13 protein-coding genes are annotated in these 12,784 nt (G+C 69.3%); 6 read left to right on the top strand and 7 right to left on the bottom strand.

The window, feature by feature from the left end; all coding sequences use genetic code 11:
* Positions 1 to 115: 115 nt before the first annotated feature.
* Together C5C17_RS16775 and C5C17_RS16770 are read left to right on the top strand one after the other, a co-directional pair.
* Positions 116 to 580 carry a MarR family winged helix-turn-helix transcriptional regulator gene (locus tag C5C17_RS16775; RefSeq protein ID WP_104254510.1) on the top strand — a complete coding sequence of 155 codons (465 nt, stop codon included), beginning with the start codon at positions 116 to 118 and terminating at the stop codon, positions 578 to 580.
* The gene (locus C5C17_RS16770) at positions 558 to 896 is read left to right on the top strand and encodes a helix-turn-helix transcriptional regulator (protein WP_104254509.1); all 339 of its coding nucleotides are present in this window, start codon (positions 558 to 560) and stop codon (positions 894 to 896) included. Before C5C17_RS16775 ends, C5C17_RS16770 begins: the two co-directional genes overlap by 23 nt.
* A gap of 132 nt (positions 897 to 1,028) precedes the next feature.
* On the opposite strand, the gene C5C17_RS16765 is transcribed toward C5C17_RS16770, so the two are convergent.
* The 4 genes from C5C17_RS16765 to C5C17_RS16750 are packed head-to-tail and all read right to left on the bottom strand — an operon-like array spanning position 1,029 to position 5,297.
* The gene (locus C5C17_RS16765) at positions 1,029 to 2,144 is read right to left on the bottom strand and encodes a bifunctional 2-methylcitrate synthase/citrate synthase (RefSeq protein ID WP_104254508.1); all 1,116 of its coding nucleotides are present in this window, start codon (positions 2,142 to 2,144) and stop codon (positions 1,029 to 1,031) included.
* A complete protein-coding gene (prpB, locus tag C5C17_RS16760; protein ID WP_104254507.1) occupies positions 2,141 to 3,055 on the bottom strand; it encodes a methylisocitrate lyase in 915 nt (304 codons plus the stop codon). Before prpB ends, C5C17_RS16765 begins: the two co-directional genes overlap by 4 nt.
* A complete protein-coding gene (locus tag C5C17_RS16755; protein WP_104254506.1) occupies positions 3,055 to 4,590 on the bottom strand; it encodes an MmgE/PrpD family protein in 1,536 nt (511 codons plus the stop codon). The genes prpB and C5C17_RS16755 overlap by 1 nt, the downstream gene beginning before the upstream one ends.
* Positions 4,587 to 5,297 carry a GntR family transcriptional regulator gene (locus C5C17_RS16750; protein ID WP_104254505.1) on the bottom strand — a complete coding sequence of 237 codons (711 nt, stop codon included), beginning with the start codon at positions 5,295 to 5,297 and terminating at the stop codon, positions 4,587 to 4,589. Before C5C17_RS16750 ends, C5C17_RS16755 begins: the two co-directional genes overlap by 4 nt.
* 173 nt (positions 5,298 to 5,470) lie before the next feature.
* Between C5C17_RS16750 and C5C17_RS16745 the strand changes: the two genes are divergently transcribed.
* Together C5C17_RS16745 and C5C17_RS16740 are read left to right on the top strand one after the other, a co-directional pair.
* Positions 5,471 to 6,556 (top strand): AI-2E family transporter, encoded by a 1,086-nt coding sequence (locus C5C17_RS16745; protein WP_104254504.1) that lies wholly within the window; start codon positions 5,471 to 5,473, stop codon positions 6,554 to 6,556.
* A gap of 107 nt (positions 6,557 to 6,663) precedes the next feature.
* Positions 6,664 to 7,878, top strand: a complete 1,215-nt coding sequence (locus tag C5C17_RS16740; protein ID WP_104254503.1) for an MFS transporter — start codon at positions 6,664 to 6,666, stop codon at positions 7,876 to 7,878.
* A gap of 95 nt (positions 7,879 to 7,973) precedes the next feature.
* On the opposite strand, the gene C5C17_RS16735 is transcribed toward C5C17_RS16740, so the two are convergent.
* Together C5C17_RS16735 and C5C17_RS16730 are read right to left on the bottom strand one after the other, a co-directional pair.
* A complete protein-coding gene (locus C5C17_RS16735; RefSeq protein WP_219820525.1) occupies positions 7,974 to 8,897 on the bottom strand; it encodes an AraC family transcriptional regulator in 924 nt (307 codons plus the stop codon).
* A gap of 88 nt (positions 8,898 to 8,985) precedes the next feature.
* Positions 8,986 to 9,363, bottom strand: coding sequence for an ankyrin repeat domain-containing protein (locus tag C5C17_RS16730; protein WP_104254501.1), 378 nt, complete (start codon positions 9,361 to 9,363; stop codon positions 8,986 to 8,988).
* Between the two features lie 169 nt (positions 9,364 to 9,532).
* On the opposite strand from C5C17_RS16730, the gene C5C17_RS16725 reads away from it, so the two are divergent.
* Together C5C17_RS16725 and C5C17_RS16720 are read left to right on the top strand one after the other, a co-directional pair.
* Complete coding sequence (locus C5C17_RS16725) at positions 9,533 to 9,898, top strand: META domain-containing protein (protein WP_258066264.1); 366 nt, start codon at positions 9,533 to 9,535, stop codon at positions 9,896 to 9,898.
* Positions 9,899 to 10,017: 119 nt separating this feature from the next.
* Positions 10,018 to 10,998, top strand: coding sequence for a beta-ketoacyl-ACP synthase III (locus tag C5C17_RS16720; RefSeq protein WP_104254632.1), 981 nt, complete (start codon positions 10,018 to 10,020; stop codon positions 10,996 to 10,998).
* 572 nt (positions 10,999 to 11,570) lie between these two features.
* Here C5C17_RS16720 and C5C17_RS16715 read toward each other — a convergent pair.
* On the bottom strand, positions 11,571 to 12,722 hold the full coding sequence (locus tag C5C17_RS16715) for an ROK family protein (protein ID WP_104254500.1): 1,152 nt from the start codon (positions 12,720 to 12,722) through the stop codon (positions 11,571 to 11,573).
* Between the last annotated feature and the right edge of the window lie 62 nt (positions 12,723 to 12,784).

The following is a 12,784-nucleotide window of genomic DNA, read 5'->3' as shown; positions in this document are numbered from 1 at the left end:
ATCGAAGCACCCGGATCAGGGCAGTCCTGCCCCATCATCGCGCCGGATTCCGCCGAGCAATGTACTGGCCAGTACACTCGACGGAAGCTGCCGAGACGAAGAAGCAGGAGGCCCGATGCCGACGACGAGCAACCCCGTAGAGGCGTGGGAATCGCTGTTTCGTGCGCAGGTCTCCATCATGCGTGAGCTGCGCGGCGAGTTCGCGAGCAATTCGATGTCGATGAACGAGTACGACGTGCTCTTCAACGTCGTCCGCGAACCGCAGGGTCGCATCCGCCTGCGAGACCTGAACCGCAACGTGCTCATCACGCAGTCGTCCGTGTCGCGGCTCGTCGATCGGCTTGTGCAGCGCGGCTTCCTCGTCAAGATCGACGACCGGCTCGACCTGCGCTCCACGCTCATCGAGATCACCCCGGACGGTCGGGCCGAGTTCACGCGCGCGGCGCGCACCCACATGCGCAACATCCAGGAGCGGATGACAAGCGCGCTCGACGCCGACGAGCTGCGCACGCTGCAGTACCTGTGCACCAAGCTGCGCCTCGGGCAGGCGGGCGGGCGTGGTCGTGACGCCGACTCCTGATTTCGCGTGGCCCGGTGCCGCTTCCGCGGCTCCGCTCGACGCTGCGAGCGCCAACGCGCTCGCCCACGGACTCCAGGTGCTCGCAGACCCGACGAGGCTGCGAATCCTCTCGCTCGTCGCGGCGAATCCCGATCGGCCGACGACGGTGACCGAGCTGGTCGCTGCTCTCGGATGCGCGCAGTCCACGGCCTCGCACCACCTGCGGATCCTCGTCGACGGCGGGTACCTCAGCTATGAGCGCAGCGGCACGTGGGGGCTGTACCGTCTCGAGGCGCCGAGGCTTCTCGAGACGTCGGCCAGCATCCGTCCGCGCTGAGCGACGCCGCACGCGCGGCCCCGATCGAGGCATCTTCGACGCTCCGGCTGGAAACATCCCTTCGTTGCGGGAAGTTCCCCAACACGAAGCGACATTCCCATCCCGAGTGGTCCAGCGAGGCCCGGCCGCGGGTCAGCCGTCGAGGTGACGCTCGTCGACGCCGTTGTAGACCGCGAGCGGGCGGATGAGCGAGTTGGCCGCCGCCTGCTCCATGATGTGAGCCGTCCATCCGGTGATGCGCGCCGCCGCGAAGAGCGGCGTGAAGGTCTGGGTGTCGAACCCCATGAGGTGGTACACGGGGCCAGCCGGATAGTCGAGGTTGGGCTTGATGCCCTTCCGCTCGCCGAAGCTCCTCTCGAGGGCCTCGGCCAGTTCGAGCAGGTCCCGGCGGTCGTAGTGCTCGACCAGCCGCTCGAGCGCCGCGTGCATGGTGGGCACGCGTGAGTCGCCGTTCTTGTAGACGCGGTGCCCGAAGCCCATGATCTTCTTCTTGTTCGCGAGGGCGTCGTCGAGCCACGCCTCGACGTTGGCGGCCTCGCCGATCTCGTCGAACGTGTGCATGACCGCCTCGTTCGCGCCGCCGTGCAGCGCGCCCTTGAGCGCGCCGACGGCGCCGACGACCGCCGAGTAGAGGTCGGCCGTCGTGGAGGTGATCACGCGGGCGGTGAACGTGGATGCGTTGAACGAGTGCTCGGCGTAGAGCACCATCGAGACGCGGAAGGCGTCGACGACCTCGGGGGCCGCCTCCTCACCGAAGGTCATCCAGAGGAAGTTCTGCGAGTAGTCGAGGTCATCGCGCGGTTCGACGAGCTCCAGCCCGTGCCTGCGCCGCTGGTCGTACGCGACGATCGCGGGCAGCGCGGCGAAGAGCGCCTTCGCCTTCGCGAGCTCCGCCTCCGCCGACGGGTCTTCCGCGTCCGGGTCGTTGGCGCCGATGATGCTCACTGCCGTGCGCACCACGTCCATGGGATGCGCTGTCGTCGGCAGCGCGTCGATCACGGCGCGCACGTTGTCCGCGAGCGCACGACCCGCGCGCTCCTGCGCCACGAAGTCGGCGAGCTCGGACTCGCTGGGCAGCTCGCCGCCCCACAGCAGCAGGGCGACCTCCTCGAAGCTCTTCTGCGCTGCGAGCTCCTGCACCGGGTAGCCGCGGTACAGCAGCGAATTCGTCTCCGGATTGACCTTCGAGATGGCGCTGTAGTCGACGGGCACCCCTGCGAGGCCCTTGTAGATCTCCTGCTCAGTCATCGTTGACCCGGCCTTTCCTGAACGCTGAAATTGAACACTCCGCTGTCGAAGTGGTTATACCCCTCGTAGTCGACAAGGTCGTACAGCTCCGAGCGGTGCTGCATCTCGTCGAGCTTGCCGGTGAGGGTCCCGTGGCTGATGAGCTCGTCGAGCGCACCGGCGGTCGCCCCCATGGAGATGCGGAGCGTCGAGACCGGCCAGATGACGAGGTTCATGCCGACGTCGGCGAGCTGCTGCACCGTGAAGAGCTCGCTCTTGCCGAACTCGGTCATGTTGGCGAGCAGCGGTACGTCGACCGCGGCGCGCATGGCCTCGAATTCCTCGAGCGAGGCCATGGCCTCGGGGAAGATGGCGTCGGCACCCGCGTCGACGAGCTTCCTGGCGCGGTCGATGGAGGCGTCGAGCCCCTCGACCGCCCGAATGTCGGTGCGGGCCATGACGAGGAAGTTGTCGTCTCGCCGCGCATCCACCGCCGCCCTGATGCGCTTCAGCGCGGTCTCCTCGTCGACGACCTGCTTGCCGTCGAGGTGTCCGCAGCGCTTCGGGTTGACCTGGTCCTCGATGTGCATGCCCGCGAGCCCTGCATCTTCCAGCTCCTGCACGGTGCGGGCGACGTTCATCGGCTCGCCGAAGCCGGTGTCCGCGTCGATGATGGCGGGCAGCTCGGTCATGCGGGCGATCTGCTTGCCACGCCCGGCGACCTCGGTGAGCGTCGTGAGGCCGATGTCCGGCAGCCCGAGGTCGGCCGAGAGCACGGCTCCGGAGATGTAGACGCCTTCGAAGCCCTTCTGCTCGATGAGGCGGGCCGAGAGCGGGTTGAAGGCGCCAGGGAAGCGAAGCAGCTCGCCGCTCGCGAGGCTCGCGCGGAACGCGGCGCGCTTGTCGGCGGGGCTGGTCTTGGCGTACAGCATCAGAAGATCCCCCCACCCTCGGTGTACTCGATCGTGCCGGGCAGCGCGACGAAGCCGAGCTGGCCGAGCTCTCCAGGCGCGAGCTCGGGGAGGCGCTGGGCCGTGTCGAGGAAGCGCTCGATCTCGCCGTCGTCGACGACTCCGGCCGCGAGGGTGCGGAACTTGTTCACGTACTCTGCGCGCGCGAACGGCCGCGCGCCCAGCGGATGCGCGTCGGCGACTGCGATCTCGTCACGGATGACCGTGCCGTCGGTGAGCGTGATCTCAACGCTGCCGCCGAACGCCTTCTCGGCGATGTCGAGCGAGTGGTAGCGGCGGGTCCACTCGGGATCCTCCTCGGTCACGACGCGCTTCCACAGCTCGACCGTGTCCGGCCTCGCCGCACGCTCCGGCGCGTACGAGCCGACGTGGTGCCAGGCGCCGTCCTGCAGGGCGACCGTGAAGATGTACGGGATCGAGTGGTCGAGCGTCTCCCGGCTGGCCGTCGGGTCGTACTTCTGCGGGTCGTTCGCTCCGGAGCCGATCACGAAGTGCGTGTGGTGGGAGGAGCGGATGAGGATGCGCTCGATCCGGTCGGGGGCCGTCGCCAGCTGCGGGTGCTCGTTGTGGAGCTTGCGGGCGAGGTCGATCCAGGCCTGCGCCTGGTATTCGGCCGAGTGCTCCTTCGTGTAGCTGTCGAGGATCGCGGTCTTCGACTCTCCCGAACCCGGGAGCGGCACCTGGTAGCGCGCATCCACGCCGCCGAGGAGCCAGGCGATGACCCCGTCTTCACCCTCGTAGATGGGGGTCGGGCTGGTCTGGCCGCGCATGGCGCGGTCGACGGCTTCGACCGCCATCTTGCCCGCGAAGGCCGGCGCGTGCGCCTTCCACGTTGAGATCTCGCCCTTGCGCGACTGCCTCGTCGCGGTGGTCGTGTGCAGTGCCTGGCCGACGGCCTGGAAGATCGTCTCCGCGTCGAGGCCGAGGAGCGTGCCGATGCCCGCGGCGGCCGATGGGCCGAGGTGCGCGACGTGGTCGATCTTGTGCTTGTGGAGGCAGATGCCCTTGGCGAGGTCGATCTGGATCTCGTAGCCGGTCGCGATGCCGCGCACGAGCTGTTCACCGGAGATCGCCCGCTGGCCGGCGAGGTGCTGGGCGACGGCGAGGATCGGCGGGATGTTGTCGCCCGGATGCGAGTACTCGGCGGCGAGGAACGTGTCGTGGTAGTCGAGCTCGCGCACCGCGACGCCGTTCGCCCAGGCCGCCCACTCCGGCGACGTGCGCTGCGCATCCTCGAGCCCGAAGAGCGTCGCGCCGGCGCCGTGCCGCGAGACGCCGTGCGCGAGCGCCTGGTCGCGGGCCGCGACGATCGGGGCCCGGGTGAGGGAGGCCGCTGCGACTGCGGCGTTGTCGATGACCCGGTTGATGACCATGTCGGTCACGTCCGCCTGGACGGGGACGGGGTCGGCCGCGACCTCGGCGATCTTCCACGCCAACTGGTCGTGGCGGTCGAGGTTCTCGTCGCTTCGGTGGACTCGGACGTCGTGGAGATTCACGTGGAGAGGATCCCTTCGGGAGGAGATGGCTGGGGCAGGGTCGGGCGTGGCGCGCTCGGCTGCGGCTCATGCGCCTGCAGTGAGGCGAGCGCGGTCGTGAGGCTCCGATGCAGGTGGAAGTGGGTCGCGTGCGATGCGAGGCGCGGGTCCCTCGCGAGGATCGCGTCGACGACACCGAGGTGCTCGCTCGCCGCTTCCCGGAGTCGTTCCGGATTGTGGCTCGACAGCCTGCGCACCCGTGACGAGTGAAGGCGGCAGGACTCGAGCGCCACGCTCAGGTACTCGCTGGCGGCCGCCTCATCGATGGCACGATCGAGGGCATCCACCAGCTCGAAGTACTCGATGACACCCGCGTCGCCGAGCTCGAGCAGCTGAGGGGCCTCGAGCAGTCGGATGCGGATGGCCTCGAACTGCGTCGCGTCACGGCGCATCGCCGCGAGCGCCGCGGCCTGCGTCTCGAGCGCCTCTCGGAGCTCGTAGAGCTGCACGACCCGCTCGGTGCTGATCTCGGAGACGACGAGGACCCGAGGCGACTGGCTGCGGACCAAGCCATCGGCGAGAAGCCGAGTGAAGGCGCCGCGGACCGGCGTGCGGGAGACATCGAGGCGGCTTCCCTGCTCCACCTCGGTGAGGACGGTGCCGGGTGGAAGCGCGCCCGCGAGGATCTCCTCGCGGAGCACCGCGTAGACCCGATCACTGGCACGCATGGAACCTCCTCGTTCGAACATCCCTTAATGTATGCATTAGGTGACTTTCAGGCAAGCACATTCCGGGCATTACCAGCTTGTGCATACATAACCACGTGAGTCGAACGTGCCATAACCTTGGCGAGCAGACGCCCTCCCTGGCGAGCGCACCCCCTGTTGCCGAGGAGGCACCGATGGCCGACCCAACCCGAGCGGCACTGTCCAAGACGACGGCCGACCTGTTCCGCAGGAACCCCGTCATGTGGGGGTTCTGGGTCGCGATCGGACTGCTGCTCGCGGCGCTCCTCGCAACCACCGTCATGCAGCTGTCCTCCGTGCTCGTATCGATCTTCGTGGCGTTCTTCATCACCCTCGGACTCGACCCGCTCGTGCGCTGGCTGCAGCGGAAGGGCCTCAAGCGCGGGATGGCGATCGTCGTCGTCATCCTGGCCTTCATCGCGATCGTCGTCGGCCTCGTCTGGGTCGTCGTCCCCATCCTCGTCTCGCAGATCACGCAGCTCGCGACGACCGTGCCGCAGGAGGTCGACCGCCTCATCGCCGAGGGCTGGTTCGACGACGTCAACAGGGCGACGAACGGCGCCGCCCAGAACGCCCTCGACTGGGCACAGGACACGCTCGTCGACCCGAACACGTGGGCGACGGTCGGCGGCGGGGCCCTGCAGGTCGGCACGACCATCGTCAACGGGGTCTCGAGCGGCATCTTCATCTTCATCCTCGTCATCAACTTCGTCGCGACTCTCGGCAAGATGAAGCAGGCCGGCTACTCGCTCATCGACGCGTCGGTGCGACCGCGCTTCGAGGACTACGCCGAGCGCATCATGGCGTCCGTCGGGTCCTACCTGAGCGGCATGGTCGTGCTCGCCTTCATCAACTCCGTCTTCAGCGGCCTGCTGCTGTGGGCCGTCGGCGCCCCGTACCCGTTCATCGTGGCCGTCGTGGTGTTCTTCATCACGCTCATCCCACTCATCGGAACGATCATCACGACCATCGTCATGACGATCATCGCGCTCTTCGCGTCGCCGATCTCGGCGCTGATCGTGCTCATCTCGATGCTCGTCTACATGCAGATCGAGGCGTACGTCCTCACCCCGCGAGTCATGTCGAAGGCCGTGCAGATCCCCGGCTCCGTGGTGCTCATCGCGGCCCTCGCGGGCGGCACGCTGCTCGGCCTGCTCGGCGCGCTCGTCGCGATCCCGATCTCCGCAGGCATCATCCTGCTCATCCGCGAGGTCGTCATCCCCCGCAAGGCACGCAACTGAGATCGCCCCGGCCTCGAAGCCCGTGCGGCCCGCGAGACGGGACGTTCGATCACCTCCCGCGGACGCACGATCAACCACGAGGCGCCGTCTTCGGCGAGGGTGAGAGCATGACCACCGGAACCATCCCCACTGTCCCCGCGACGCCGTCACCACGGACGCAGATTCCCGCGAAGACGGCGTGGGCCGCCATCGCGGCCATGATGGCGACGAGCTTCGTGCTCGTCCTCGCCGAGTTCCTGCCGCCGAGCCTGCTGCCCTCGATGGCCGCCTCGCTCGGCATCACCGAGGGGCAGGCGGGCCAGACGGTCACGGTGACCGCGTTCGTCGGATTCCTCACCGCCCCGACCATCGGCATCCTCGTTCCCCGCCTCGACCGCCGCACGCTGCTCGTGATCCTCGCCGGGGCCGCCGCACTCTCGAGTGCGATCGTGGCCGTCGCGCCTGGCTTCGTGCTGCTGCTCGTCGCGCGCCTCCTGCTCGGCGCCGCGCTCGGCGCCTTCTGGGCCATGTCGATCGCCATCGCGGCGAGCCTCTCGCAGCCCAAGCACCTGGGCCGCGCCATCATGCTCGTCAACACCGGGACGACCGTCGCGACCGTCGCCGGCGTGCCGCTCGGCAGCTACCTGGGCACGATCATGGACTGGCGCCTCATCTTCGCGAGCGTCGCCGTCGTGACCGTGGCCGTCGCCATCGCCCTGCGCGTCGCGCTGCCCCATGTGCCGCCGACCGCGTCGAGCGGCGGCCTGCGCTCCCTGGTGGACACGCTGCGCGTACCGGGCATCCGCGTCGGGCTCACGGGGCACATCCTCACCGTCCTCGGACACTTCGTCGCGTTCACGTACATCCGCCTCGCCATCGACCGAGTGCCCGGACTCGACAGCGTCGGCGTGGCCGCACTGCTCGTCGCGTTCGGCATCGGAGGCGTCGCCGGCAACTTCCTCGTCGGACTCCTCGTCGACCGACACCTCGCGGTGCTCCGCTTCGCCGTCCCACTGCTCATCGGCGTCTCCATCGGCATCGTCGCGCTCGCGCCAGGCCAGCTTTGGCTCATCGCCGTGGCCGTCACCACGTGGGGCATCGGCTTCGGCGGCTGGCTCACGACCCTCGGCACGTGGATGGGTCGACTCGTGCCCGACCGCATGGAGTCGGGCGGCGGGCTCTCGGTCGCGGGGTTCCAGCTCGCCATCACGCTGGGCGCCGGCGTCGGTGGGCTCCTCATCGACCTGATCGGGGTCACACCCGCCCTCATCGTCGCCTCGGCGTCCGCGATCGTCGGCGGCCTCATCTTCGGCAGCGCACGGTTCCCGGGCCGCACCGACTGAGGTCGCTTCGGATGCTGGCGCCGGACGCGCGAGGCTTCGCGGGCGCCAGCATCCGCTCGCGTGTCGTCCAGGCCCCGCACGGGAGCGGATGCCCGCTACGAGCTCGCGCGAGGCTCCTGGACTGCTCCCGACCGCGCCTCGACCCGCCAGCGACCCGGAGTCCACCCGGAGTGGCGCTGGAACGCGCGGCTGAAGCCAGCCTGCGACTCGTAGCCCAGCCCGCTCGCGACCGCGCCGATCGTCAGCTCGCTCCGCAGCAGCAGCCCCTTCGCCGTCTCCATGCGCACACGCGTGAGGTACCCGATCGGCGTCTCCCCGACCGCCTCCTGGAACCGGAGGGCGAACGCCGAACGCGACATCCTCGCGACCCTCGCGAGATCGTCGAGCGTCCACGGGTGGCCCGGCTCCTGGTGGAGTGCCTCGAGCGCGGCCGCGATCCGTGGCTCGGCGACGTCACGCAGCCAACCCGCCGGCGCGCATCCCGCCTCGTTCCAGGCCCGAAGCGCCGTCGACACGATGGTCGTCGCGATGCGGCTGCAGATGACGGCGTCGCCTGCGCGAGGGTGCGCGCTCGAGCCCCCGCGCCGACCGGACTCGCTGTCACGGCCCCAGGCGCACGCCATGCCGTCGATGAGGGCCACCATCGAGGGTTCCTGCCGCGCGAAGTCGCGCACGACCAGCGCGGCGGGCAGCGTCTCGGCCGCGGCATGCGCGAACGGGGCCGCCTCGAAAACCACGTCGATGAACTCGACGTCGCCCGTCGCCAGCACCGATGTCGAGTGCGCGCGCGGGAAGAACACGAGCTCACCAGCCGAGAGGTCCTCGCTCGGCGCGCCCCGCACCGCAAGTCGCGCGACACCGCTGAAGACGTAGACGAATCCCGGCCCATCGTGGCGTCGCGCGAACGGCTCGCCAGACGTGAGCTGGTGCCGGTGCGAGCCGACGAGCGTCCATTCGAGCGACGCGAGGGCCCGATCGAGGGCATCGCTCGTGGGTGCGTGCGGCGTCAAAGTGGTCACGTTCACTCGAACGCCCAGGGGCAAGCGCTTGTTCCACGGCTCACCGGAGCGATGGGGCATCCCGGTCGTCGGGTTCGCCGTCGGGCGATCAGCTCAGCAGGTGCGCCTGCCCGAACATGTCCGCGGTCGCTCGCGCGGATGGCGTCCCCGCGTCGAGGTCGGCGCCCGCCGCCCGGAGCAGCCGAACGATCTCGTCCTCCCCCTTGAAGAGAGCGCCGGCGATGGGCGACTGGTCTCGCGCATTGCGCAGGTCGACGTCCGCGCCGCGACCGATGAGCGCTTCGACGGTGCCCGCGTGACCGCTGTACGCGGCGAGCATCAGCGCGGTGTTGCCGGCCGCATCCTGCAGATCGACGGGCATGCCCTGATCGATGAGATCCAGCAGCGTCTGGCTGTCCCCGCGACGAGCACAGCCCATCGCGAGCTCCTTGAGGGCCACCACTTGCTCTGGGGTCAGTTCGGGCATGCCGACAGGGTATCCGCTCGCTCGTGTGCCGCTGGGAGGCGAGCCCCGGAGGGGAACCGCGCGGGGTGCTGCCCCGTCCGCTCCGTCGCACGATGCGCCGGACGGGCGTCTCCGATCCTCTGCACCCGGGTCGCTACGATGTCGCCATCCCCTGAGCATCGGAGCCCCCGTGAAGACCATCGGCGTCAGCATCGCAATCGCAGCAGCCGCTCTCCTGCTCCTGACGGGATGCGCGAGTCCCGCCGAATCCGCCGCCGGGGCCTGGGGCACCCCGAAATCGAGCGGGCAAGGCGAACCAGGCCTCAACCTCGCCGACGACGGCAAGGTCACGGGCAACGACGGCTGCAACCGCCTCATGGGCGATTGGACGGAGACCGACGGCACGGTCGAATTCGGGGCGCTCGCCTCGACGATGATGTTCTGCGAGGGCGTCGACACGTGGCTGCTCGGCGCGAGCTCCGCCGAGGTCGACGGCGACTCGCTCGTGATCTACAACGAAGCGGGCGACCAGATCGGCACGCTGCCCCGCGGCTGACGGCCCGCCGCATCCTCGCCCGCCACCTCCGCGCCTAGAGGCAATCCGGCGAGCCCGCGCGTTCCGAATACCACCCACAGAGACAGACACTGACCGGAGGGTAGGATTCTGCGTTGATCATGCTTTCCTTCTCCCCACCTCAGCCAGTGCACTCGCGCATCGTCGGAGTCGGCTACGAGTCGCCGGAGCGCGTCGTCACCAACGACGAGCTGTCGCAGACTCTCGACACCAGCGACGAGTGGATCACCTCGCGTGTCGGCATCCGCGAGCGCCGCCTGGCCGCAGAGGGGCAGAGCGTCACCGACCTCGCGGCGGGAGCAGGCGTCAAGGCGCTGCTCTCCGCCGACGTGCAGGGCTCGGACATCGACATGGTCATCGTCGCCACGATGACGGCAATGGACCGCTCGCCATCAACCGCCGCCCAGGTGGCGACGCGCATCGGCGCGACCCACCCTGTCGCCTTCGACCTCAACGCCGCGTGCGCCGGCTTCTCCCAGGCCCTCGCCGTCGCCGACCAGGCGATCCAGGCCGGTTCCGCGAGCCGTGCCCTCATCATCGGCGCCGAGCGCATGAGCGACTTCATGGACTGGACCGACCGCACCACAGCCATCCTCATGGCCGACGGTGCAGGCGCCGTCGTCCTCGAGCGCAGCGGGACACCCGGCATCGCGCCCGTCGCCTGGGGCTCGCAGCCCGAGCTCGGCAACCTGGTGCGCATCCAGCAGCCCTCCGGCCGCTTCGAGCAGGAAGGGCGCAGCGTCTTCCGCTGGGCCATCACGCAGGCGCAGCACGTCGCGATCGACGCCCTCGCGAAGGGCGGCGTGCGAGCGGACGAGCTCGTCGCGTTCGTGCCGCACCAGGCGAACCTGCGCATCATCGACGCCCTCGGCAAGCAGCTCGGCCTCGCCGACGAGGTCGTCGCACGCGACGTCGTCTACTCGGGCAACACCTCAGCCGCGTCCATCCCGATCGCCCTCGCGAAGCAGGTCGAAGCCGGTGTCGCCGAGCCAGGTGGGCCCGCCCTGCTGCTCGGCTTCGGCGGCGGATTCTGCTACTCCGGGCAGGTCATCGCGTTCCCCGAGGTCCGCAACCCCGCATAAGCGCGAGCGCCGGCCGAGTCCCCGGGATCCTGCCCGGCGGCCGACGCCGCCAACCACGTCTGCGGACCGGTTTCGCGTTTCCGGATGGGTTTCGCGCCTCCGGATGGATTGCAAGCCATCCGCATGCGTGAAAGCCATCCCGAGTCGGGGCCGACAGCGGAATCTGCCCCGCAAGCCCGAACACGCGATCTCGGGATGGGAAGCTCGCTTCGTTGCGGGAAGTTTCCCGCGAGAGAGCGAGAAATCCATCCCGAGACGCAGATCTCGACGACAGTCCGCGGACGCCGCCATCTACCACGTCTGCGGATGGGTTTCGCGCCTCCGGATGGATTGCAAGCCATCCGCGTGCGTGAAAGCCATCCCGAGTCGGGGCCGACAGCGGAATCTGCCCCGCAAGCCCGACCACGCAATCTCGGGATGGGAACCTCGCTCCGTTGCGGGGAGTTTCTCGCAACAGAGCGACAAACCCATCCCGAAACTCGGGCGACGCGACGCGACTCGACGCGACGCGGTCGCGCGGCGCAAACGCGGACGAGGCGACGCGGCCACGGGGCGCGGAGCCGCGCGCGGCGTCAGCGGTGCAGGTGGGCGCGCTCGATGAGCGCTTGGAACTGCAGCTCGGCGGCGCCGATGAAGAGCAGGTCGCTGCCGAGTCCGGCGCGCACCACTTCGACCTCGCCGTAGTTCGGGGCGAGGGTGTGCTCGGCGAGGATCTCGAGGAAGTAGTCGCGTTCGAGGTCGAGGAGCACGCCGAGGAACCCGCCGAGGACGACGCGTTCGGGGTTGAGGATGTTGATCATGTTGCGCACGCCGACGCTGAGCACGCCGAGCTGCCGGTGCGTCTCGAGCTTCACGGCGGGGTCGATGCTCTGCTGCAGCATGCGCTCCAGCTCGTCGTCGCTCGCGCTCTTGGTGCCGAGCGCGGCGAGGAGTCGGCGCCTGCTGACGACGCGTTCGAGTTCGTCGTCGCCGGAGGTGCCGAGCGCGGCGGGGGTCGCGACGAGGTTGTGGCCGAACTCCCCCGCGTACCCGGCGACACCGTGCAGGAGGCGGTCGTCGGCGATGATTCCGCCGCCGATGCCGCTCGCGCCGCCGTTCATGTAGAGCATGTTGCTGATGCCGCGGCCCGCGCCGAAGATGTGCTCGGCGACGGCGCCGAGGTTGGCGTCGTTCGCGGCGAGGACGGGGAGGCCCGTCGCCTGCTGCAGCTGCTCGGCGAGTGGCACGTCGCGCCACTCGAAGTGGGGCACCCAGCGCACGAAGCCGTCGGAGGCGCGGACGAGGCCGGGCACGGCGACGCCGATGCCGACGCATTCGTAGAGGGTGTCGAGGCTCTCGCTGAGCCCCTCGACGAGCGCTTTCACGATGGCGACGGCCTCTTTGGCGGTCGGTGGCTTCTCGGTCTCGAAGCGGATGCGCTTCAGCAGTTCGCCGCGGAAGCTCACGACGCCGACGTTGAGCGCGTCCACTTCTGGGACGACGGCGACGGCGACGATCTTGTCGCACACGTTGACGATGGGGCTGGGCCGTCCGACGAGGTTCGTGGCGACGGGCTCCTGCTCCTCGACGATGCGTCGATCCGCGAGCTCTGCGACGAGGGCGGCGATGGTGGAGCGGTTGAGGCCCGTCTCGCGGGTCAGCTCGGCTCGGGATGCCTGGCCGCCGCGGTGGAGGCGCTCGAGGATGAGGGAGAGGTTCGACGACGCGACGCGATCGGTGGGCATGCGCGTCCCCTTCTCTCGCTCATCGTGGTGGTGGTGATTCTGGTCTTCTGCTGTCCTGGTTC

This window comes from Pseudoclavibacter sp. RFBA6 (assembly GCF_002931575.1).
Classification (GTDB): Bacteria; Actinomycetota; Actinomycetes; order Actinomycetales; family Microbacteriaceae; genus Pseudoclavibacter; species Pseudoclavibacter terrae.
This window is presented reverse-complemented; position numbering and strand designations above follow the sequence as displayed.

What these genes read in the sequence shown, in the direction of transcription:
- C5C17_RS16775 (WP_104254510.1), top strand. Translation starts at nt 116, where the DNA reads ATGCCGACGACGAGCAACCCCGTAGAGGCGTGGGAATCGCTGTTTCGT.
- C5C17_RS16765 (WP_104254508.1), bottom strand. Translation starts at nt 2,144, where the DNA reads ATGACTGAGCAGGAGATCTACAAGGGCCTCGCAGGGGTGCCCGTCGAC.
- prpB (WP_104254507.1), bottom strand. Translation starts at nt 3,055, where the DNA reads ATGCTGTACGCCAAGACCAGCCCCGCCGACAAGCGCGCCGCGTTCCGC.
- C5C17_RS16750 (WP_104254505.1), bottom strand. Translation starts at nt 5,297, where the DNA reads ATGCGTGCCAGTGATCGGGTCTACGCGGTGCTCCGCGAGGAGATCCTC.
- C5C17_RS16745 (WP_104254504.1), top strand. Translation starts at nt 5,471, where the DNA reads ATGGCCGACCCAACCCGAGCGGCACTGTCCAAGACGACGGCCGACCTG.
- C5C17_RS16740 (WP_104254503.1), top strand. Translation starts at nt 6,664, where the DNA reads ATGACCACCGGAACCATCCCCACTGTCCCCGCGACGCCGTCACCACGG.
- C5C17_RS16730 (WP_104254501.1), bottom strand. Translation starts at nt 9,363, where the DNA reads ATGCCCGAACTGACCCCAGAGCAAGTGGTGGCCCTCAAGGAGCTCGCG.
- C5C17_RS16720 (WP_104254632.1), top strand. Translation starts at nt 10,018, where the DNA reads ATGCTTTCCTTCTCCCCACCTCAGCCAGTGCACTCGCGCATCGTCGGA.
- C5C17_RS16715 (WP_104254500.1), bottom strand. Translation starts at nt 12,722, where the DNA reads ATGCCCACCGATCGCGTCGCGTCGTCGAACCTCTCCCTCATCCTCGAG.